Annotated in this window: 23 protein-coding genes; 9 read left to right on the forward strand and 14 right to left on the reverse strand. The window is 59.2% G+C overall.

Annotated elements, in window-relative coordinates:
• Window positions 1-13: 13 nt before the first annotated feature.
• The gene (kefB, locus tag CLM71_RS22120; RefSeq protein WP_105232891.1) at window positions 14-1,819 is read right to left on the reverse strand and encodes a glutathione-regulated potassium-efflux system protein KefB; all 1,806 of its coding nucleotides are present in this window, start codon (window positions 1,817-1,819) and stop codon (window positions 14-16) included.
• 2 nt (window positions 1,820-1,821) lie between these two features.
• Window positions 1,822-2,373: a glutathione-regulated potassium-efflux system ancillary protein KefG gene (gene kefG, locus CLM71_RS22125; protein ID WP_105232892.1), complete on the reverse strand. Its 552-nt coding sequence runs from the start codon at window positions 2,371-2,373 to the stop codon at window positions 1,822-1,824.
• Window positions 2,374-2,557: 184 nt separating this feature from the next.
• Between kefG and CLM71_RS22130 the strand changes: the two genes are divergently transcribed.
• A complete protein-coding gene (locus tag CLM71_RS22130) occupies window positions 2,558-4,477 on the forward strand; it encodes an ABC transporter ATP-binding protein (protein WP_105232893.1) in 1,920 nt (639 codons plus the stop codon).
• A gap of 34 nt (window positions 4,478-4,511) precedes the next feature.
• Here CLM71_RS22130 and CLM71_RS22135 read toward each other — a convergent pair whose 3' ends face one another.
• The gene (locus CLM71_RS22135) at window positions 4,512-6,008 is read right to left on the reverse strand and encodes a nicotinate phosphoribosyltransferase (protein ID WP_105232894.1); all 1,497 of its coding nucleotides are present in this window, start codon (window positions 6,006-6,008) and stop codon (window positions 4,512-4,514) included.
• Between the two features lie 10 nt (window positions 6,009-6,018).
• Window positions 6,019-6,879 carry a ribose-phosphate diphosphokinase gene (gene prs, locus CLM71_RS22140; RefSeq protein ID WP_105232895.1) on the reverse strand — a complete coding sequence of 287 codons (861 nt, stop codon included), beginning with the start codon at window positions 6,877-6,879 and terminating at the stop codon, window positions 6,019-6,021.
• Between the two features lie 206 nt (window positions 6,880-7,085).
• On the opposite strand from prs, the gene CLM71_RS22145 reads away from it, so the two are divergent.
• Window positions 7,086-7,805, forward strand: coding sequence for an NUDIX domain-containing protein (locus CLM71_RS22145; protein WP_105232896.1), 720 nt, complete (start codon window positions 7,086-7,088; stop codon window positions 7,803-7,805).
• A 3-nt stretch (window positions 7,806-7,808) separates the two neighbouring features.
• On the opposite strand, the gene tauD is transcribed toward CLM71_RS22145, so the two are convergent.
• From tauD to CLM71_RS22175, 6 genes are all read right to left on the reverse strand, one after another.
• On the reverse strand, window positions 7,809-8,657 hold the full coding sequence (gene tauD / locus CLM71_RS22150) for a taurine dioxygenase (RefSeq protein WP_105232897.1): 849 nt from the start codon (window positions 8,655-8,657) through the stop codon (window positions 7,809-7,811).
• Window positions 8,654-9,484, reverse strand: coding sequence for a taurine ABC transporter permease TauC (gene tauC / locus CLM71_RS22155; protein ID WP_105232898.1), 831 nt, complete (start codon window positions 9,482-9,484; stop codon window positions 8,654-8,656). Before tauC ends, tauD begins: the two co-directional genes overlap by 4 nt.
• On the reverse strand, window positions 9,481-10,248 hold the full coding sequence (tauB, locus tag CLM71_RS22160) for a taurine ABC transporter ATP-binding subunit (RefSeq protein WP_105232899.1): 768 nt from the start codon (window positions 10,246-10,248) through the stop codon (window positions 9,481-9,483). The genes tauC and tauB overlap by 4 nt, the downstream gene beginning before the upstream one ends.
• 9 nt (window positions 10,249-10,257) lie before the next feature.
• Entirely contained in the window at window positions 10,258-11,253 is a 996-nt protein-coding gene (gene tauA / locus CLM71_RS22165) for a taurine ABC transporter substrate-binding protein (protein WP_105232900.1), read from the reverse strand.
• Between the two features lie 116 nt (window positions 11,254-11,369).
• Complete coding sequence (locus CLM71_RS22170) at window positions 11,370-12,152, reverse strand: PhzF family phenazine biosynthesis protein (RefSeq protein WP_105232901.1); 783 nt, start codon at window positions 12,150-12,152, stop codon at window positions 11,370-11,372.
• Window positions 12,153-12,162: 10 nt separating this feature from the next.
• A complete protein-coding gene (locus CLM71_RS22175; protein ID WP_105232902.1) occupies window positions 12,163-12,765 on the reverse strand; it encodes a LysE family translocator in 603 nt (200 codons plus the stop codon).
• Between the two features lie 119 nt (window positions 12,766-12,884).
• Between CLM71_RS22175 and CLM71_RS22180 the strand changes: the two genes are divergently transcribed.
• The 4 genes from CLM71_RS22180 (at window position 12,885) to CLM71_RS24390 (ending at window position 15,405) form a co-directional block, all read left to right on the forward strand.
• Window positions 12,885-13,859: a hydrolase gene (locus CLM71_RS22180; RefSeq protein ID WP_105232903.1), complete on the forward strand. Its 975-nt coding sequence runs from the start codon at window positions 12,885-12,887 to the stop codon at window positions 13,857-13,859.
• A 1-nt stretch (window position 13,860) separates the two neighbouring features.
• Window positions 13,861-14,094: a YheU family protein gene (locus tag CLM71_RS22185; RefSeq protein WP_105232904.1), complete on the forward strand. Its 234-nt coding sequence runs from the start codon at window positions 13,861-13,863 to the stop codon at window positions 14,092-14,094.
• Between the two features lie 152 nt (window positions 14,095-14,246).
• Window positions 14,247-15,116 (forward strand): phosphoribulokinase, encoded by an 870-nt coding sequence (locus CLM71_RS22190; RefSeq protein WP_105232905.1) that lies wholly within the window; start codon window positions 14,247-14,249, stop codon window positions 15,114-15,116.
• Window positions 15,117-15,270: 154 nt separating this feature from the next.
• Window positions 15,271-15,405 (forward strand): hypothetical protein, encoded by a 135-nt coding sequence (locus CLM71_RS24390; RefSeq protein WP_255414261.1) that lies wholly within the window; start codon window positions 15,271-15,273, stop codon window positions 15,403-15,405.
• 2 nt (window positions 15,406-15,407) lie between these two features.
• Here CLM71_RS24390 and CLM71_RS22200 read toward each other — a convergent pair whose 3' ends face one another.
• A complete protein-coding gene (locus CLM71_RS22200) occupies window positions 15,408-15,815 on the reverse strand; it encodes an OsmC family protein (RefSeq protein ID WP_105232906.1) in 408 nt (135 codons plus the stop codon).
• Between the two features lie 377 nt (window positions 15,816-16,192).
• Here CLM71_RS22200 and crp point away from each other — a divergent pair, with 377 nt between their 5' ends.
• From crp to CLM71_RS22215, 3 genes are all read left to right on the forward strand, one after another.
• A complete protein-coding gene (gene crp, locus CLM71_RS22205) occupies window positions 16,193-16,825 on the forward strand; it encodes a cAMP-activated global transcriptional regulator CRP (protein ID WP_004090925.1) in 633 nt (210 codons plus the stop codon).
• Window positions 16,826-17,004: 179 nt separating this feature from the next.
• Window positions 17,005-17,493: a type IV secretion protein Rhs gene (locus tag CLM71_RS22210; protein WP_234008601.1), complete on the forward strand. Its 489-nt coding sequence runs from the start codon at window positions 17,005-17,007 to the stop codon at window positions 17,491-17,493.
• A 71-nt stretch (window positions 17,494-17,564) separates the two neighbouring features.
• Window positions 17,565-17,972, forward strand: coding sequence for a putative T6SS immunity periplasmic lipoprotein (locus CLM71_RS22215; protein ID WP_105232907.1), 408 nt, complete (start codon window positions 17,565-17,567; stop codon window positions 17,970-17,972).
• Between the two features lie 108 nt (window positions 17,973-18,080).
• On the opposite strand, the gene CLM71_RS22220 is transcribed toward CLM71_RS22215, so the two are convergent.
• The 3 genes from CLM71_RS22220 to CLM71_RS22230 form a co-directional block, all read right to left on the reverse strand.
• Complete coding sequence (locus tag CLM71_RS22220; RefSeq protein ID WP_105232908.1) at window positions 18,081-19,301, reverse strand: aspartate aminotransferase family protein; 1,221 nt, start codon at window positions 19,299-19,301, stop codon at window positions 18,081-18,083.
• 132 nt (window positions 19,302-19,433) lie between these two features.
• The gene (locus CLM71_RS22225) at window positions 19,434-20,009 is read right to left on the reverse strand and encodes an aminodeoxychorismate synthase component II (protein WP_105232909.1); all 576 of its coding nucleotides are present in this window, start codon (window positions 20,007-20,009) and stop codon (window positions 19,434-19,436) included.
• 132 nt (window positions 20,010-20,141) lie between these two features.
• Window positions 20,142-21,671, reverse strand: coding sequence for a helicase HerA-like domain-containing protein (locus tag CLM71_RS22230; protein ID WP_105232910.1), 1,530 nt, complete (start codon window positions 21,669-21,671; stop codon window positions 20,142-20,144).
• Between the last annotated feature and the right edge of the window lie 7 nt (window positions 21,672-21,678).

Raw genomic sequence — 21,678 nt, forward strand, 5'->3', positions numbered from 1 at the left:
TTATTGCTCCCACTTATTCATATTCATCCCAGCCGTCAAACTGGCGGCTCTCTTTTTGCATCTCGCGGTGGAACAGCTCTTCCAGCTCGCGCCGCGCCTCTTTCATGCGGGAAATCTGCGTCACATCCCCCTGATGCGGCGGCATCAATTCGCGCAGCATACGCATATCCAGCCGGCGGAAGTGCTGCTGGGCGCGAAACGCCTGATGCGGGTGCATCCCCAGCGTCATCAGCGTTTTTCGCCCCAGTTCCAGGGCGCTGGAGAAGGTCTCGCGGCTGAAATACTGCACGCCGGCCTGCAGCAGCTCATGCGCCTCCACGCGGCCACGGGCGCGTGCCAGTATCGACAGGTTAGGAAAGTGCTGCTGGCAAAGGTGCACAATCGCCAAGGTATCTTCCGGATCGCTGCAGGCGATGACGATCGATTTCGCCTTCTCCGCGCCGGCGGCGCGCAGCAGCTCCAGCTCGGTGGCGTCACCGAAATACACTTTGTAGCCATAGCGGCGCAGCATGCTAACGGCGCTGACATCACGCTCCAGCACGGTAATCCGCATTTTATTGGCCATCAGCAAGCGGCCGATTACCTGCCCAAAGCGTCCGAATCCGGCGATAATCACCTGCGGTTCATCATCTTCGACGTACGGCGTCTCCTCAACGTCGTCACGGGCGTTATAGCGGCGGGCCAAAATGCGGTCGATAGCCTGCATCAGCAGCGGCGTAGTCATCATCGACAGCGTGACGATCACCAGCAGCAGCGCCAGCTGGTCGCTCTGCAGCACCTTTTGCGTCGCCGCCGCCGAAAACAGCACGAACGCAAATTCGCCGCCCTGGCTCAGCACGCCGGAAAATTGCAGCCGCACCGAACGGCGCAGGCCAAAGATGCGCGCCAGCGCGTACAGCACGCCGTATTTCACCGCCACCAGCAGCAGCACGCCGACAATCACCTCAACCAGATGGGTATAGAGTACGCCGATATTCAACGCCATGCCGACGGAAATAAAGAACAGCCCCAGCAGCAGCCCTTTAAACGGCTCGATGGCGATCTCCAGCTCATGGCGATATTCACTTTCCGCCAGCAGCACGCCGGCGATAAAGGTGCCGAGCGCCATCGACAGCCCCAGCGCATCCATGAACAGCGCCGCCCCCAACACCACCAGCAGGGCGGCGGCGGTAAATATTTCCCGCACGCCGGAGGCCGCAATATAGCGGAACAGCGGCCGCAGCAGGTAACGACCGCCCAGCAGCATCCCGCCGAACGCCGCCACCTTGATAGCGATTCTGGCCCAGTCGTCGCTGCCGCTGCCGCCTGCCAGAATAGGGATCAGCGCCAGCGCCGGGATCACCGCCATATCCTGGAACAGCAGCACCGAAAACCCCAGCTGGCCGCCTTCATGGCGATTCATGCCCTTTTCACGCATCAGCTGCAGCGCCATCGCCGTTGAAGACATCGCCAGGCCGATGCCGCCGATCACCGCCGCCTGCCAGGCGAAGTGGCTGAAGTACAGCAGCGCTCCCAAAATGGCGGCGCTGATCGCCACCTGGCCGGCGCCCACGCCGAAAATCGAGCGCCGCAGCGCCCACAGTTTGGACGGGTTCAGTTCCAGACCGATGATAAACATCAGGAATACCACGCCCAGCTCAGAGAAGTGCAGAATCTCGTCGACGTCGCGGATAAAGCCCAGCCCCCAGGGGCCGATGGCGATACCGGCAATCAGATAGCCCAGCACCGCGCCAATCCCCAGACGGCGGGCGATCGGCACCGTTACCACCGCGGCGAACAGAAACAGCAGCCCGGCAGTCAGTAATGCGGAACCTTCCATGATCAGGGCCTCCGTTGCGGCAAAGGGTTACGCAGCCACTCACCGTAGGCGGCAGCATGGCTGGCCAGCACCTCCGGCTTTTGCCGGCGCGCCCAGTAAACGACGATCGGCGTCAGCCAGTGCATATGACACATCGCAGCGGTCAGCTCGAAGGGACGTAAAATATCTTCGATCGGGTAACGGTTGTAGCCGCCCAGACGATACGCCCCTTCCGGTTCACCGGTGGTGATCACCGAGCGCCAGTACTTACCCGCCAGCGCGTTGCCTCCCACGCCGCTGGCGAAGCCGCGAGACAGCACCCGATCCAGCCACTCCTTCAGCAACGCCGGGCAACTGTAGGTGTATAAAGGGTGTTGGAAAACAATGATCTGGTGTTCACGCAGCAGTTGCTGCTCATGATGAATATCAATAAAGAAGTCGGGGTAGTGCGCGTACAAATCATGTACGGTGACGTTATCCATCTGCTGCGCCGGCCTGAGCAAAACCCGGTTAGCCACCGAGTCATGAGATTCCGGATGGGCATACAGCAGCAAAACCTTGGCCGGCTGCAACATCGTTCCCCTCCAATAGCGTCGTCAGAGCAACGGTTTTCCGTTACCATGCTGCGCATAGTTTAAAACAGCACGCTCGCTGCGGTCTGTTACCCTGATGATAATTTAACATATCTCCTACATTATTCGAGTCGCATCGACGCGGCAATCATTCGAAGTAAAGGGACTACACAGAGAACGGCGCTTTATGATTGTATTCTCATCGTTACAAATCCGACGCGGCACCCGCGTCTTGCTGGACAACGCGACGGCAACGGTTAACCCCGGGCAGAAAGTGGGCCTGGTGGGCAAAAACGGCTGCGGCAAGTCCACCCTGTTGTCGCTGCTGAAGGGCGAACTCTCCGCCGACGGCGGCAGCTACACTTTCCCCGGCAGTTGGGCGCTGGCCTGGGTGAACCAGGAAACGCCGGCGCTGGATACGCCGGCGCTGGAGTATGTGATCGACGGCGACCGCGAATTCCGCCAGTTGGAAGCAGACTTGCAGCTGGCCAACGAGCGTAACGACGGCAACGCCATCGCCACGCTGCACGGCAAGCTGGACGCCATCGACGCCTGGACCATCCGCGCCCGCGCCGCCAGCCTGCTGCACGGCCTCGGCTTTTCCAACGAGCAACTGCAAAGCCCGGTGCGCGCTTTCTCCGGCGGCTGGCGCATGCGCCTCAACCTGGCGCAGGCGCTGCTGTGCCGTTCCGACCTGCTGCTGCTCGATGAACCAACCAACCACCTGGATCTGGACGCGGTCATCTGGCTGGAGCGCTGGCTGAAAAGCTACCCCGGCACGCTGGTGCTGATTTCTCACGACCGCGACTTCCTCGATCCGATCGTCGATAAAATCCTGCACATCGAACAGCAGACCATCAACGAATACACCGGCAACTACTCCTCGTTCGAACGTCAGCGCGCCACCAAGCTGGCGCAGCAGCAGTCGCTGTACCAGACGCAGCAGGAAAAGGTGGCGCATCTGCAGAGCTATATCGAACGGTTCCGCGCCAAGGCCACCAAAGCCAAGCAGGCGCAGAGCCGTATCAAGATGCTCGAACGCATGGAGCTGATCGCGCCGGCGCACGTCGACAACCCGTTCAGCTTCAGCTTCCGCCAGCCGGAAAGCCTGCCCAACCCGCTGCTGCGGATGGAAAAAGTCAGCGCCGGCTATGGCGATAAGGTGATCCTGCAGTCGATCAAACTCAATCTGGTGCCCGGTTCGCGCATCGGCCTGCTGGGGCGCAACGGCGCCGGGAAATCCACCCTGATTAAACTGCTGGCCGACGAACTGGCACCGCTCAGCGGCGAAATCGGCCTGGCGAAAGGCATCAAGCTGGGCTACTTCGCCCAGCATCAGCTGGAATTCCTGCGTGCCGACGAATCGCCGCTGCAGCACCTGAGCCGCATTGCGCCACGCGTACTGGAACAGCAGCTGCGCGACTACCTCGGCGGCTTCGGCTTCCAGGGCGACAAGGTGAGCGAGGCAACCGGCCGCTTCTCCGGCGGGGAGAAAGCCCGCCTGGTACTGGCGCTGATTGTCTGGCAGCGCCCTAACCTGCTGCTGCTCGATGAACCGACCAACCACCTGGATCTGGATATGCGCCAGGCGCTGACCGAAGCGCTGATCGACTTCGAAGGCGCATTGGTGGTGGTATCGCACGACCGTCACCTGCTGCGCTCAACCACCGACGATCTGTATCTGGTGCACGACGGCCAGGTTGAACCGTTCGCCGGCGATCTGGAGGATTACCAGCAGTGGCTCAGCGACCTGCAAAAACAGCAGGCGCAGCAGGACGCCGCACCGAAGCAGGACAGCGGCAACAGCGCGCAGGCGCGTAAGGATCAGAAACGCCGCGCCGCCGAATTCCGCACGCAAACCCAGCCGCTGCGCAAGCAGATCGCCAAACTGGAACAGCTGATGGAAACGCTGGGCGCCGAGCTGGCGCAGGTGGAAGAACAACTGGCGGATTCCGCGCTGTATGACATCAGCCGCAAGGCCGAACTGACCGACTGCCTGCAACGGCAAAGCCAGGCCAAATCCGCGTTGGAAGAGACGGAGATGACCTGGCTGGAGGCGCAGGAACAGCTGGAGCAGCTGACCCAGGCGTTCGACACCGAAAGTTAAGCGCTGCCCCGCCCGGGCGGGGAGCGCCGTGATATCACTCCGCCAGCGTCGCACTCAGCCGCTGGCGGATCTGCTCCAACGACTCCTGGTGGAACAGCTTACCGTCCAGGAAACGGGTTTTCAGTTCCCCCTGCTGCTCCTGCTGCCAGCTTTGGTTATCCCGCAGTTGGTAGTCGCCATGCTCATCCCTGATCACCCGCAGCAGGCCGCGCGCCGACTGCTTCAAACCGCCGTCGGTTTTCGGCTGCTTGAAAATCGGCCGACCGACGCCCTGCACCTCGCCATAGGTCGCCTTCATCGCAAAGCCGAAGGTGTCGCGGGTATGGTATTGATAGGTAAAAGAACCCACGCCAAACACCACGTTGGAACTGGCGAACCCTTTCGCCTCCAGACGACGCAGAATTTCTTGCGCGCGATCCAGCGTAATGGAGTCGCCGTAAATCAGCCCGACGTGAGGATCCAGCACCTTGTAACCCTTACTGTTTACCGTACCGCCAAAAATCTCCCACAGCACTTCCACCGAGCCTTTTTCTTCCGCGCTGCGCGTCGGGCGGCGATCGTCATCCGCACCGCTGCCGCACAGGATGGCGACCGGGTCGCCGCTGTCCGGACGAAACACCACCCGGCCGTCGCGCGCCATGATTTTTGCTTTCAGCTCGCGGGTGAATTCGGTCAGCACCCGCCAGTAATCCCAGGTATCCGACACGATGGACACCAGCCCCTGCGGATACAGATCCTCAATCAGGCGGCGGAAGGTTTCAATTTCCGCATCCTGCTCCCCCATGCACATCACGCTGTGCTCGGTCGCCGGGATGCTACCGGCCACAAAGTAGTCGGCAGCGGTCGGATAGTAGCGCTGCGCGTACAGAATGGACGGGATATTATCGGTGCCTTTAAAACTGAGCAGATGGCCGGCGCCGGCCTGCGCCACATCATGCATGCCCGACATACCGCGGAATGAGAAGTCGTGGCACTGGAAATCCAGGTGCGCCGTATCGTCACAGGTGCGCGCCGCCCACATCTGGCAAATTTTGCGGTAGTGATGGGCGATGGTGGCGTTGGTGGAGGACTTCCACAGCTCTGCGGAAATGACCGTCTCCAGGTAGTTCACCAGCCAGAAGAACTCATCCCGCGTGTTGGTGATGGTCAGCACCGGCACCTTCATATTGACCTTGCTGCCTTCATCCAGCCCTTTGATATGCAGCGGCAGATAGCCCAACCGATGCAGCGCACGGATATGCTCGACGGACACCCGATCCTGGCCGATGTAACTGTCCATCAGCGCTTTATATTCCCCGATCACCTGCTCTTCCGGCTGGGCGAAAAACTGCTGGTTGAACAAATCCACCATAAACCACTGCAGGAATCCCTGCAGGCCAAAGAATACCAGTTGCCCGTCAGGCAGCGGCGAACTGAAGAAGCGATCGCTGCGCGGCGTAAAGTTGGAATAGACCCGCGTCGTCCCCTGCGGGTACTGCTCACGGTGGGAGACTTTATACCCGTCAATCGCCAGAATAGGGTTAGTCAGCATGATGCTCTCCTTAATGGGCGTAGATACGCGCAATATCAATCAGTTCAACGCGGGCTCCGGCGATATCCGCCGGCGCATATGAGGTGGTGGTATAAATGTTGTTGATGCCCTGAGCCAGCAGATGCTCAACGCCTTTGGAAAAGATGCCGTGCGTGACGTACAGGCTGACGCTGCGCGCGCCGTGCTGGCGCAGCACCTGCGCCGCGCCGATGAAGGTGCCGCCGGCATCGCACAAATCGTCCACGATCAGCACGTCTCTGCCGCGCACGTCACCGGCCAGCAGCGCAAACCCGGTCAGTTGGCCGCTCTGCACGTCACGGTGTTTGGTCATGATGCCGTACTCGTTAAGCGCAAAATGTTCTGCAACGGCGTGGATTTTTTTCAGCGCCCCGGCGTCCGGCGCGATAGGCAGTAAAGCCTGCTGCGACAGCAGCTGCGTCAGCCTGGCGCTGTGCTGCATACAGTGCTGCTGAGCAACCGCGTGGAAACGGTCAATCGCCGCCGCCGCCACGTCGCTGTGCGGGTCCAGCACCGTCACCCGATCAAACTTCAGCGTATTCAGCAGTTGGCCGAACACCTTCAGCGCAAAGCTGTCGCCGGCGCCCATATGGCGATCCTGACGGGCGAACGGCAGATAAGGCAGCTCAAGCAGGCTCTCGCGGATGGGGTAGTGGTGACGCACCGCATCCACCAACTGCGCCAGCGCCATAAAATCATCCATGCTGCGCATCGCGGCGGCCCGGATACGCATTTGCGCGACGCCCGCCGCCGCCGGCACAGCGAAGCGGGCATACACGGCGCCATCAGGAAACTGACCGCTGATGACCTGAACTTCCTCTCCATCCAGAAATAACTGCAGTGTTGTATGCATGCCCGCCTCCCGTGATTCAATAATTAGTGTCTGTAAGACATTTATATAATTGTCTAAGGGACACTAATTGGCAAGTAAAAAATCCGCCTACGCAGAGATAAAAATATAACCAACTGATAATAAAAAGAAATGAAACAACCCCGCTTGCTGAACACCGGCGCGCTCGCTATAGTGTCCCAAAGACCCTTTCAGCGAGACCCCGCGCAATGTCCACGGAAACCGACTATCTGCAACACTACGACGCCAGCCGTTTCCCCTCCCCGATTGTTACAGTGGACAGCGTGCTGTTTACCGTTCATCAGGGAGAGCTGTGCGTCCTGATGGTCAAACGCGCCAACCACCCGTATCAGGGATTATGGGGATTGCCGGGCGGTTTTATCGATCTGCAGCGCGATGCTTCCACCGGCGCCACCGCCCAGCGCAAACTGATGGAGAAAACCGGCGTCGCCCCGCCGTATCTGGCGCAGTTGGAGAGCTTTTCCGGCCCTGGGCGCGACCCGCGCGGCTGGAGCCTGACCACGGTCTATTTTGCCCTGATCGCCCACGCCGACTGCCAGGCCCATATTGCCGACGTGGATGACGCCGCCTGGCTGCCGCTGACAACGCTGCGTAAACAGACGCTGGCGTTCGACCATCTGGCGATTATCGATGCGGCGCTGCAGCGCCTGCGCCAGAAAACCGCCTACTCCATGCTGCCGGTCTACTGCCTGCCGGCGGAGTTTACGCTGTCGCAATTACAGGAAGTGATGGAAATCATTTTGGCGCAGCCGGTACAGCGCAAGAGCCTGATGCGGCGCTTTGACGCCGCGGAGATGTTTGAGGATACCGGCAAGATGATGGCGACAGGCGCGCGCAAGGCGCGCCTGTATCGTAAAAAGGCGGGGGTCGATATGCACAATTTTTCCCGCAATCTGATGGTGGATTAACCGTCAGGCGCGGTAAAACGGCTTATCACCCAACATCGTCGCCCGGTGCATAATACGGCGCTGCGGCAAATAATCCGCGTTGGCGTAATGCTGCGTCACGCGGTTGTCCCAGATGGCAATATCATTTTCCTGCCAGCGCCAGCGCACCTGGAACTCCGGTTTGGTGATATGAGCAAACAGGAAGCCCAGCAGCGCCTCGCTCTCTTTCGGCGACACATCGACAATCCGCGTGGTAAAGCCTTCATTGACGAACAGCGCCTGCCGGCCGCTTACCGGGTGGGTACGGATCACCGGATGCAGCAGCGGCGGATTTTTCTGCACCGCCTGTCGCCAGCGCTGGTGTTCCTCCTCGCTGCCGCGATGTTTATATTCCGGGAATGACTTGGTGAAGTCGTGCTCCGCCTGCAGACCGCTCAGCAGTTGCTTGAACGGTGCCGACAGCGCCTCATAGGCGGCAATGCCGCTGGCCCACAGGGTATCGCCGCCGGTGGCCGGCAGCGTTTTCGCCGCCAGGATCGCTCCCAGCGGCGGATTTTCGATAAAGGTGACATCGGTGTGCCAGTTATCGTTGTCCGGCGGATTATTATCGTGGGTATCCAGCACGATAATTTCCTCCACGTCGCTGGCGTGCGGATACACCGGGTGAATATGCAGGTCGCCGAAGCGTCCCGCCAGATCGCGCTGCTGCAGCGGCGTAATCGGCTGATTGCGGAAAAACAGCACCTGATGTTTCAGCAGCGCGTGATACAGCTGCTCAAACTGTCCGTCACCCAGCGGCCGCGCCAGCTGCACATTTTCCACCAGCGCGCCGATATACGGCCCTAACGGGGTAATCACCAGACGTTCGTTCATTGTTGTACTCCATGCCACGGGGTCAGACGGCGCTGCAGGGCACGCAGTCCCAGCTCTAAGCCGAATGCAATTATCGCAATCACGCCGATGCCGGCCAGCACCACATCGGTCGCCAGAAATTCACCGGCGGATTGCACCATAAAACCTAAACCGCGCGTTGCGGCGATCAGCTCCGCCGCCACCAGCGTCGACCAGCCTACGCCCAGCCCGATGCGGATGCCGGTCAGAATTTCCGGCAACGCGCTCGGCAGCACCACAAAACGCAGCACCTGCCAACGGTTGGCGCCCAGTGCGCGAGCCGCCCGCACCCGCACCTGCGCCACGCTGCGCACGCCGGCCACGGTCGATAGCGCGACCGGGGCGAAAATCGCCAGGTAAATCAGCAGGATTTTCGACGTTTCGCCAATGCCGAACCAAATCACCATCAGCGGCAAATAGGCCAGCGGCGGCACCGGACGGTAGATTTCAATCAACGGGTCGAGAATACCGCGCACCGTATCGTTCAGCCCCATCGCAATACCGACCGGAACACCGATCAGCACCGCCGCCAACAGCGCCAGCAGAATGCGCCCCAGACTGGCGGCCAGATGCTGCCACAGCGTGGCGTCCATAAACCCTTGCGGGCTGGCGATGGTGATCAACTGGCGCAGCACCTGCTGCGGCACCGGCAGAAACAGCGGGCTGATAAGCCCCAGCGCCGTCACCGCCCACCACAGCGCCAGTAGTGCCAGCAGCGTTGAAGCGCTGAGCCAGACGCGGCGCGGCAGTGTAAAACGGCGCGGCGATGCCGACGTCGCGGTGGCTTTTAAGGTGGAGTGCAGGCTCATAGCAATGCCTCGCGCTGTTGGAAGACCTTGCCGAGCACATATTCGCGCCGGGCGATAAACGCCGGGTCCGATTTGATCGAACGGCACGCCTCGCCGGCGGCATAGCGGCGGCCGAAATCCAGCGACAGGCGTTCAACCACCTGTCCCGGCCCCGGCGACAGCAGCAACAGCTCGCTGGCTAAAAAAACCGCTTCTTCAATATCGTGCGTAATCAGCAACACCTGTTTGCCGGTATCGCGCCAGATGGTCAGCAGCAGTTCCTGCATCTGTTCGCGGGTAAAGGCATCCAGCGCGCCGAACGGCTCATCCAGCAGCAGCAGGCGCGGGTCCGCCGCCAGGGCGCGGGCGATGCCTACACGCTGACGCATCCCGCCGGACAACTGCCAGATAAAATGTTGCTCATAGCCGGCCAGACCGACACGCCGCAGCATATCTTGCGCCACCGCCCGGCGCTGCGCCTTGCCGACGCCCGCCAGTTGCAGACCAAACTCGACGTTATCCGCCACGTTGCGCCACGGCAGCAGGCCCTCATGCTGGAACACCACGCCGCGCTCGGCGCCGGGGCCGCGGACCGGCTGCCCGTCCAGCGTAATGCTGCCCGCCGCCGGCGTCATAAAGCCGGCAATCAGATTCAGTAAGGTCGTTTTGCCGCAGCCCGACGGGCCCAGCACCACCACCAGCTCGCCGCTGTCGATCTGGAACGACACATCGCGCAGCGCCGGGCGCCCCTGATACTCCGCCGACAAATGGCTGACGTTTAACATGTCTCCCCCTTACGGCTGTGGCGCAGCCTGCAGCTGCTTGACGAAACGGTCGGTGACATAGGCGCTGTAATCCGCATCAACCTGCGGAATTTTGCCCTGCTGTTTCAGGAACTCCGCGGTATCGTGAATCGCCTTGCTGACCGGCTGGCCCAGTTGGCTCACCTGCTCCGCCGCCGGCAGATAGCGGTTGCCCTGCACCAATGCCGGCACCTGCGCTTCCGGCACCCCGCTCAGCCGCGCCAGCGTAGCGAGGTGATTGTTATCTCCCAGCCAGGCGGCAGGATCGTTCAGGTAGGCCTTTTGCGCCGCCAGCGAACTGGCGGCAAACGCGGTCACCACCTCCGGATGCTGCTGGGCGAAATCCTTACGCACCACCCAGACGTCCAGCGTCGGCGCGCCCCACTCGCCCACCTGCGCCGAATCGGCCAGCACCTTGCCTTCTTTCGCCAGCTCGTTCACCACCGGCGCCCAGACGTATGCGCCGTCGATATCACCGCGCTGCCAGGCGGCGGCAATGGCCGGCGGCTGCAGATTGAGGATTTTTACCTGTTCGGGCTTGATGCCCCAGTGCTTCAGCGAGGCCAGCAGGCTGTAATGGGTGGTTGAGATAAACGGCACCGCAATGCGTTTGCCGATCAGATCTTTAGGCGACGTGATGGTGTTCTTCACCACCAGCGCTTCCGAGCTGCCCAGCTGCGAGGCGATCAGAAACACCTCAATCGGCAGTTTTTGGCTGGCGGCCACCGCCAGCGGGCTGGAGCCGATATTACCGATTTGCACATCGCCGGAGGCCAGCGCGCGCAGCACGCCGGAACCGCTGTCAAACTTACGCCAGTCGACCTTGGCGCCGGACTGTTTGGCAAAACTGTTTTCCGCCTGCGCTATTTTGGCGGGCTCCGCTGAGGTTTGGTAGGCGACGGTCACGTCGACCGCCTGTGCGCTGGCCGCCGTCAGCGACAACGCCAGCAACGCCGCGCCGCGTAGAGAAAAGAGTTTGCCCGCCATGATCTGCTCCGTTGATAACCATCTGTTCAGTTACCAACAGTTTTATCCGAGCACTGGCGAGCAATGAAAGAATAAAAAAAACTTCTTTATTACTTATGGCGATATAAGGTGCATAATCAACCGGTAATTTCCCCGCGTAAAAAAATCCGGGCGTAGCCGCCGAGCAGGGTGCGTTCACCCTGCTGCCGGCAAAACAGCTCACCGCCGCGGGCGGAAATCTGCCGGGCCTGCAGCGTATGACGGCCCAGACGCGCGACCCAATACGGCATCAGCGTACAGTGGGCGGAGCCGGTCACCGGGTCTTCTCCGCCATCCAGCGTGAAGTAACGGGAAACAAAATCCACCTCCTCACCCGGCGCGGTGACGATCACCGCCCGGCCGGCGGCGGCAATCAGCGCCGGGATATCCGGCTGCAACGCCCTCACCTGCGCCTCATTCTCCAGCACCATCAGCAGCGCCGTAGCCTGCCAGCTCTCCTGTGGCGTAACGCCCAGCAACTGCGCCACCGCTTCCACCGGCGCAATGCGCTGCGGCGCCCGGCTGGGAAAATCCAGAATCAGTCGTTCGCCGTCTTCACTGTCGCGTCTGACGTACAGTTCACCGCTGGCGGAGCGGAAACGCACATCGTTCAGCCCCGGATTCACCACGTTAAACATCACGTGCGCCGCCGCCAACGTGCCGTGACCGCACAAGTCCACCTCGCGCTGCGGCGTAAACCAGCGGATGCTCAGCACATCGCCGTCGTCCCAGACAAAGCTGGTCTCCGGCAGATTCAGCTCATTGGCGATCGCCTGCAGCTGCGCCGTCTCCAATGGCTGTTTCAACAGATACACCCCCGCCGGGTTACCGCGCAGCCCGGCGCCGGTAAAGGCGTCAACGTGAAAATAGTTTTCGCTCATCGCTTATTCCTTAATGCCAGATCAGCAGCGCACAGGCCGCCGTCAGTAACCCCATGGAAACGTTGAAGATCACCCAGGCTTTCTTACTGCGCAGCAGGCGACCGATAACGGTGCCGAATCCGAGCCAGATGACGCCGGCAATGATATTCACCACAAAAATACCCACCGCAATGGCCAGAATCGACGCGTTATAGCGCTCTCCTTCCAGGCTGAAGCTGGCCACCGCGCCCAGCGCCATCAGCCAGGCTTTAGGGTTGAGAAACTGCAGCAGCCAGCCCTGGTACAGCCGCACCGGCTTGGGCGGCGCGATATCGGTCTCCAGCTTTTCATAAGCGGCGGTCGCCACTTTCCACGCCAGCCACAGCAGGTAGACGGTGCCGAGTATTTTCAGGATAAGGTGTAATGAAGGGTAGACCAGGATCAGGCTGCCGACGCCGAACGCCACCAGCAGCAAAATGCTCTGCATGCCGAGCATGATGCCAATCATCAGCCACAGCGAGCGCATAAAGCCAAAATTGGCGCCGGAGGTGGTGAGCAGCATGTTATTCGGGCCAGGGGTGATCGCGGCCACCCACAGGAAACCCAGCAGCGAAAGAAACAAACTTAATTCCATGAAACGGGCGCTCCTCACCCATGCGCGATTTTTGCAGTATGATGGTTAACAGATGACATTGAAGCTAACAGTGCGCTATTGATCACACAATAGTCGCCAACAAGATTTTTATTCACCTTATGCATGAAACCTTTCGTCCCCTGAGCGGTGCCGGCAACCCGCATCTGCAAACCTTATTGCCGCGGCTGGTGCGCCGCCGCGTACTGCTGCAGCCGCACTGGCAGCGGCTGGAATTGCCCGACGGCGATTTCGTCGATCTGGCCTGGAGCGAAGACCCCGCTAGCGCAGGCGATAAGCCCCGGGTGGTGCTGTTCCACGGCCTGGAAGGCAGCTTCTACAGCCCCTACGCCCACGGCCTGCTGCACGCCTGGCGGGAAAAAGGCTGGCTGGGCGTGGTGATGCACTTTCGCGGCTGCAGCGGCGTGCCCAACCGCAAACAGCGCATTTATCACTCCGGCGAAACGGAAGACGCGCGCTTTTTCCTGCGCTGGCTGCGGGATACCCATGGCGCAGCGCCTACCGCTGCGGTCGGCATTTCCCTCGGCGGCAATATGCTGGCCTGCTATCTGGCGCAGCAGCGGCGGGAGAGCCTGCTGGACGCCGCCGTGGTGGTCAGCGCGCCGCTGATGCTGGAGCCTTGCTCGTTACGCATGGAACAGGGGTTCTCGCGCGTTTATCAGCATTACCTGCTCGGCCAGCTCAAGCAGAACGCCACCCGCAAGCTGCTGCGCGACCCGGCGTCACTGCCGCTGAAGCTGCCGCAGCTCAAAGGGCTGCGCCGCATGCGCGACTTTGACGACGCCATTACCGCACGCATTCACGGCTTCCGCGACGCCACCGACTACTATCGGCGCTGCAGCGCGCTGCCGCTGCTGCCCGAGATTCAAACGCCGCTGCTGATCATCCACGCCAAAGACGATCCGTTTATGACCGACGCGGTGATCCCCGATCTGAGCGCTCTGCCGCCCAACATCGAGTATCAACTGACCGAGCGCGGCGGCCACGTCGGCTTTGTCGGCGGCACGCTGCACAAACCGCAAATGTGGCTGGAACAGCGGATTCCCGCCTGGCTTACCCCTTATCTGGATAAATAACGTGATTATTCCCTGGAAAGAACTGGATGGCGACACGCTGAATAACCTGATTGAAGCCTTCGTACTGCGCGAAGGCACCGACTACGGCGAACATGAACGTTCGCTGGAGCAGAAAGTGGCCGACGTGCGCCGCCAGCTGCAAAGCGGCGAGGTGGTGCTGGTGTGGTCTGAGCTGCACGAGACCGTCAATATCATGCCGCGCGGGCAGCTGCGTGCCGGTTATCAGGAGAGGTAATCGCGTCTGCGCCCTATGACTGACGGCAAAAATCAGGTAACAATGGACATCTTGCAAACCAACTCGCGCAGCTTGCCGCTGGCAAAAACGTATCAACCACACTAAAAATTATTCTCTGATACGCGCGCTTTTTACTACGGAGTAACCCAAGTATGTCCGCCAAACATCCCGTTATCGCGGTGACCGGCTCCAGCGGCGCCGGCACCACCACCACCAGCGTGGCGTTCCGCAAAATATTCCAGCAGTTGGATATCCGCGCCGCGCAGCTGGAAGGCGACAGCTTCCACCGCTACACCCGGCCGGAAATGGACGCCGCTATCCGCAAAGCGCGCGATCTCGGCCGCCATATCAGCTACTTCGGTCCGGAGGCCAACGACTTCGGCCTGTTGGAACAAAGCTTTACCGAATACGGTAAAAACGGCAGCGGCCGCTCGCGCAAATACCTGCATACCTATGACGAAGCGGTGCCCTACAATCAGGTGCCCGGCACCTTCACCCCGTGGGAACCGCTGCCGTCGCCGACCGACGTGCTGTTCTATGAAGGCCTGCACGGCGGCGTAGTGACCGATCAGCATGACGTGGCGCGTCATGTCGATCTGCTGGTCGGGGTGGTGCCCATCGTTAACCTGGAGTGGATCCAAAAATTAATCCGCGATACCGGCGAGCGCGGCCATTCGCGCGAAGCGGTGATGGATTCGGTGGTGCGCTCGATGGAAGACTATATCAACTACATCACGCCGCAGTTTTCCCGCACCCATATCAACTTCCAACGGGTACCGACGGTCGACACCTCCAACCCGTTCGCCGCCAAAGCTATTCCTTCGCTGGATGAAAGTTTTGTAGTCATTCATTTCCGTGGGTTGGATCAGATCGACTTCCCTTATCTGCTGGCGATGCTGCAGGGTTCATTTATCTCGCATATCAATACGTTGGTGGTACCAGGCGGCAAAATGGGGCTGGCGATGGAGCTGATTATGGCGCCGCTGGTGCAGCGCCTGCTGGAAGGGAAAAAGATCGAATAACGGCGCCTATGCCATCAGCAAGCGCCGGATAAAGCCGACATGCAGCTTCACACCGATCTGCAATACTTCCTCATCCAGTTTAAAGCGCGGGTTATGCACCCCATAGGTCGCGCCGATCTTGTCGTTGCCGCTGCCGATAAACAGAAAACAGCCCGTGCAGGAACAGCGGGTCAGGCAGCCGATTGATACCCTGCCGCAGGTGCTCTATTCGCAGAGATCGCCGCTAACCGTAACGGCGCGGCGTTTGCTGGATTTGCTGCACGGCCAGTGTCAGCGCTACGCCTGGTAAACTTATTCCACCGCGCGGATTTCGAAACTGTGGGTCACCGTTGCCGCCTGGCTCAACATCAGCGATACCGAGCAGTACTTTTCAGCGGACAGGTTGACCGCACGCTCCACCACCTTGTCACTCAACCCTTTACCGCTGACGATAAAGTGCAGATTGATCGCGGTAAAAGTGCGCGGCGGCTCATCCCGCCGCTGCGAGCTGAGTTTCACCTCACAGTCGCGCACGTCATTGCGGCCCTTTTGCAGAATCGACACCACATCGATCGCGCTGCAACCGCCCACCGACATCAGCACCATCTCCATCGGACTCGGCGCCTTTTCTCCGGCGCTACCGTCCATTAACACCTGATGGCCTGACGCGGACTCACCGAGGAAGGTCAATCCTTCCACCCATTTCACTCTTGCCTGCATACTGCTCACTCCGGTTAATTTCTTAAAATCAGACTACGCTTTCGCGCTGAAACTGGCAACGGAACCTGATGCCGGTCATGCTGAAGCGAGACAACAGAAGACACTCGCCTCACTCTATGCTACAAACAAACCGCAATAATTCTTTTTGGACACCGACTTTCAGGGATCTGCCCAAGGAAAGCATCTTAAATGAGATGTTAACAGAATGTAGCTTGCAGCACTGACGGCAAGTTAATATGCTAGGGCAATAGCGTATTTTACGGCACGCCTCAAAACCTGTTTATAGCCCGCATGCATTACCGGTTATCAACGCGTTTAACAGGGAGCTCCGATCCCTATGTTACAAAGGCAGCGATTACAACAGAGGATAATAGCGAATGGTTCTCGGCAAACCGCAAACAGACCCGACTCTCGAATGGTTCCTGTCTCATTGCCATATCCACAAATATCCATCCAAAAGTACGCTGATTCACCAAGGTGAAAAGGCTGAAACGCTCTACTACATCGTGAAAGGCTCCGTTGCGGTGCTGATTAAAGATGAAGAAGGCAAAGAGATGATCCTGTCCTATCTCAACCAGGGGGATTTCATCGGCGAGCTTGGATTATTTGAAGAAGGCCAGGAGCGCAGCGCCTGGGTGAGAGCGAAAACCGCCTGTGAAGTAGCTGAAATTTCCTATAAGAAATTCCGTCAGCTGATCCAGGTCAACCCGGATATTCTGATGCGCCTTTCCGCGCAAATGGCCAGCCGCCTGCAGGTCACCTCAGAGAAAGTGGGGAACCTCGCCTTCCTTGACGTTACCGGCCGCATTGCGCAAACCCTGCTGAACCTGGCGAAACAGCCGGACGCCATGACCCACCCTGACGGTATGCAAATTAAAATCACGCGTCAGGAAATTGGTCAAATCGTCGGTTGTTCACGCGAAACGGTCGGCCGTATCCTGAAAATGCTGGAAGATCAAAACCTGATCTCCGCGCACGGCAAAACCATTGTTGTTTATGGCACGCGTTAATTAACCAGAAAACGGCGCATTCGCGCCGTTTTCTATGCCCTATTCCCTACATGCCACCGTTCTTATCACTCCAATAACCATCCCAGCTTCCCGTTACCGCCCCCTCGGTCGAACAATAATTGACCGCAAAGAAAAAAAGTGCTTATTTATCCCTTGGTTGGATAAAAAGGACGCATCCTATGAAAGGACTTCAGGAAGTCAGAGAGAAACGAGAAGGTACGCTCCGTCTGCTGACCCAAGGGGAGATTACCCTCGCTCATGAAATGTTCGGCGGAGCTATCGCTTATAACAGGGTATGGGTTCATTGCGATAGCTACCTCCCCTTCGGTTTACAGGCGCAAAATTACGGTATGGCCCCTAACGGTGAACTGTATTTTAGAAAAAATCTTTATGAAGAAGACTTCTCAGAAATCGCCGTGCCAACAGAATCAAAACATCTCTATATCCATGAAATGGTTCATGTCTGGCAGCATCAACGGGGGATGTGGGTCAGAACAAGAGGGTTATTTAGCTGGGCCAGCGACTACACATACACTCTGCACGCCAATAAGAAACTCAAAGATTATGCAATGGAACAACAGGCCTGCATCATTGCGGACTATTGGCTTTGGCGTAAGGCTATACCAGCGTCAGGCTGTACCGGGCCGTATCGTGAACTATCGTGGTAAGGACAACAGCAGAAATATTTTCCTTGTATATCAAAAGATGGTTTCTCGTGCGCTTGCCGGAAGGGGATAATATGAAATATCGATTTTTGCTCGCTCCAGCCATGCTGCTGACGGGATGTACGCTCGGCGATCCGGGGCCTAAAATTTCACCGATGGCGGAAATAAAGGTTGTGAATAACAACATTTGTTTACTCGCTCCGGTGGCAGATGGCGAATCCATGTCAGCGTTAGAAATTCGCACCGTGGAGCCCGAAAAAAACCTGCGCAAACACTTCACGCCCCCGATATTCCTCTCATCAACCGCATGTACCCCCCTGTTTGGATATCGCTTTCAGGCCGGGCACAATTATGGCGTCTTCGTGAACACAGAGCGGCGGAATGCTCAGGGAAAAGTCGTCGATGCGCGCATAATCAGAGCATCTTTCCGTCTCGGGCAAGATAAAAACAGCAAGCTGCAAGTCATAACATCAACCGAATGATGGGCAACTTCACGCATATCCCCTTCCGGTTATCAGCCCCGGTCATCGACCGGGGCCATACGTAGTTCCCACAACAGGTAATACAACGCCTACTGAGCAATAGCCCGCTTATACCGCATTCACCACATCCTGCACCGCACGTTCAAAACGCGCCATCCCCTCTTCAATATCCTGCAGCTCTACCACCAATGACGGCGCAAAGCGGATAACGTTAGGCCCGGCGTTCAGAATCATCACGCCATGCGCGGCGGCGGCGGCCAGGAAATCCCGCGCCTTATTCTGGTAAGCCGCACTCAGCTCAGCGCCGATCAACAGCCCCATACCGCGAATATCGCTGAAAATACCGTACTTGTCGGCCAGTTGCTGCAATTTCGCCACGTAGAGCGCATGACGCTGCGCGATACCGTCCAGTACCTGCGGCGTGTTGATCACGTCCAGCGCCGCCTCGGCCACCGCGCAGGCCAGCGGGTTGCCGCCGTAGGTGGTGCCGTGCGTGCCGACCTGCATGGCAGAGGCAATCTCCTCGCTGGTCAGCATCGCGCTGACCGGGAAGCCGCCGCCCAGCGCTTTAGCGGTGGTCAGAATATCCGGCGTCACGCCGTAATGCATATAGGCGAACAGCTTGCCGGTACGCCCCATGCCGCTCTGCACCTCATCAAACACCAGCAGCGCCTGGTGCTTATCGCACAGCGCGCGCACGCCCTGTAGGAACTCGGCGTCCACCGGCGTAATGCCGCCTTCGCCCTGAATCGGCTCCATCACTACCGCGCAAGTGCTGTCATCCATCACCGCCTTGACCGCCGCCAGATCGTTGTACGGCACATGCACGATATCGGCCGGTTTTGGCCCGAAGCCGTCAGAATACTTTGCCTGCCCGCCGACCGAGACGGTAAACAGCGTCCGCCCGTGGAAGGCGTTATAGAAGGCGATAATTTTGGTTTTGTACGGGCTGTGACGGGTAATGGCATAGTGGCGTGCCAGTTTGAAGGCCGCTTCGTTGGCCTCCGCGCCGGAGTTGGCGAAAAAGACCCGATCGGCAAAGGTGGCGTCAATCAGTTTGCTGGCCAGACGCAGCGCCGGCTCATTGGCGAACACATTGCTGGTATGCCACAGGGTTTCACTCTGCTGCTGCAGCGCCGCCACCAACACCGGGTGGCAGTGGCCCAACGCGGTCACGGCGATGCCGCCGGAGAAGTCGATATACTCCTTCCCTTCGCTGTCCCACACACGGCTACCCAATCCTTTGACCGGTACAAACTGCGCCGGTGCATAAACCGGCAAAATCACCTTATCGAACGTGCTGCGGTTCACCGCGTATTTTTCCGTCATTATTGGGTTCCACCTCAAGAGATTGGTTTTTTAATAGCGCCAGCAAAGTGACAATATAATCACAAAATATGCATAAAAAACCAATTGGGGGCAAACCAAAATCGCCAATCATGACGAAAAATTTATAACCGATTAACTTTTAAGGAAATTACTCAGCAGCACGTGCCCCTGTTCGCTAAGGATGCTCTCCGGATGGAACTGCACCCCTTCCAGCGCCAGCGTGCGGTGGCGAATCCCCATAATCTCATCGCGTACGCCGTCACGCTCGCTCCAGGCGGTAACCTCAAAACAGTCCGGCAGCGTTGCTGCGTCCAGCACCAGCGAATGGTAGCGCGTTACCGTCAGCGGATTATTCAGCCCGCGAAAAACGCCGCGGTCCGTATGGCGAATTGCCGAGGTTTTGCCGTGCATCACTTCGCGCGCGCGCACCACATCGGCGCCGAATGCCTGCCCCAATGCCTGATGCCCCAGACAGACGCCGAGAATCGGCAGCTTACCGGCAAAATGCGTAATGGCCGCCAGCGAAATACCGGCCTCGTTCGGCGTGCAGGGGCCGGGGGAGATCACCAGATGCTGCGGCGCCAGCCTGTCAATATCGGCCAGTTGCAGTTCATCATTGCGCTTTACCAGCACCTCGGCGCCAAGCTCGCAAAAGTATTGATAAAGGTTGTAGGTAAAAGAGTCGTAGTTATCGATCAGCAGCAGCATGGCGGTTCAACGGCCTATGATTTGGGGAGTAATTTCCTGGTACAACAAGACGGCAACCGCCTCAGCCCGGGAGCTTACCGCAGTAAGCCGCCGGGGTGAAGGCGGTTGCCGATGCATTACGCGAAGAAAAGATTACTTTTTACGGCCGCCCATAATCGAACCCAGCACGCCGCGCAGGATCTGCTTGCTCAAATCACGTGCCATGCTCTTGGCGGCGGTTTGTACAATGCCGTCGCGCTTGCCGCCGCGCGGGCCGGTGGAACCGAACAGCAGCTCATTCAGGCTGCCCATCAGGCCGCCGCCGCTTTGTTGCTGGCCGGCCTGCGGCGTGGCTTTATCCACCGCTTGCGCATCCTCGCCCACGGTGGCGAAGCCTTCGGACGACAGCTTCTCATAGGCCGATTCGCGGTCCACCATCTCTTCATAGCGGCCGTACAGCGGCGATTTGTTGATGGCGCTGTTCAGCCCTTCCGCCCCCAGCATGCCCATTTTGGACTCCGGCGCGATCACCATCGCGCGCTCCACCACGTTGGGCCGTCCTTTCTCATCGAGGAACGACACCAGCGCCTCCCCGACGCCCAGCTCGCCAATCACCGTTTCCGCATCAAAATCCGGGTTGGCGCGCATGGTCTGCGCCGCGGCCTTCACCGCCTTCTGGTCGCGCGGCGTAAAGGCGCGCAGCGCATGCTGAACGCGGTTGCCCAGCTGGCCAAGCACGCTGTCCGGAATATCCAGCGGGTTTTGCGTCACAAAATAGACGCCGACGCCTTTGGAACGGATCAGGCGCACCACCTGCTCAATTTTGGTCAGCAGCGCCGGCGGCGCATCGTTGAACAACAGGTGCGCCTCGTCAAAGAAGAACACCAGTTTCGGCTGTTCCGGGTCGCCTACTTCCGGCAGTTGCTCAAACAGCTCCGCCAGCAGCCACAGCAGAAATACCGAATAGAGTTTCGGCTGGTTAATCAGCTTATCGGCCGCCAGCAGATTGATCATGCCATGGCCGTTGGCATCGGTCTTCATCAGATCGTTGATGTCGAGCATCGGCTCGCCGAAAAACAGGTTGGCGCCCTGCTCCTCCAGCGTCAGCAGGCCGCGCTGGATGGCGCCGACCGACGCACTGGAGATATTGCCGTACTGGGTTTTGAACTGTTTGGCGTTGTCGCCGACGTACTGCACCATCGCGCGCAGATCTTTCATATCCAGCAGCAGCAGCGCATTGTCGTCAGCAATTTTAAACACCAGCTGCAGCACGCCGCTTTGCACCTCGTTCAGATCCAGCAGGCGCGCCAGCAGCAGCGGGCCGAGATCGGACACCGTGGCGCGGATCGGATGCCCCTTCTCGCCGTAAATATCCCACGGGATAATGGTGCTGGCCTGCGGCTGCCAGTCGGTCACGCCAATCGCCGTCAGCCGTGCCTGCAGTTTTTCATTCGGCACCGCCTCGGTGCCAATCCCCGACAGGTCGCCCTTCACGTCCGATAAAAACACCGGCACGCCGATGCGTGAGAACTGTTCGGCCATTTTTTGCAACGTCACGGTCTTACCGGTACCGGTCGCACCGGTAATCAGGCCGTGGCGGTTGGCCAGGGCGGGCAGAATCGCCAGATCCTGAACGGGTTTACCGTCTTTCATCGCCTTGGCGATAATCCGTGCTTCACTCATTTGCTGT

This window comes from Serratia sp. MYb239 (assembly GCF_002966855.1).
Lineage (GTDB): Bacteria > Pseudomonadota > Gammaproteobacteria > Enterobacterales > Enterobacteriaceae > Serratia_B > Serratia_B rhizosphaerae.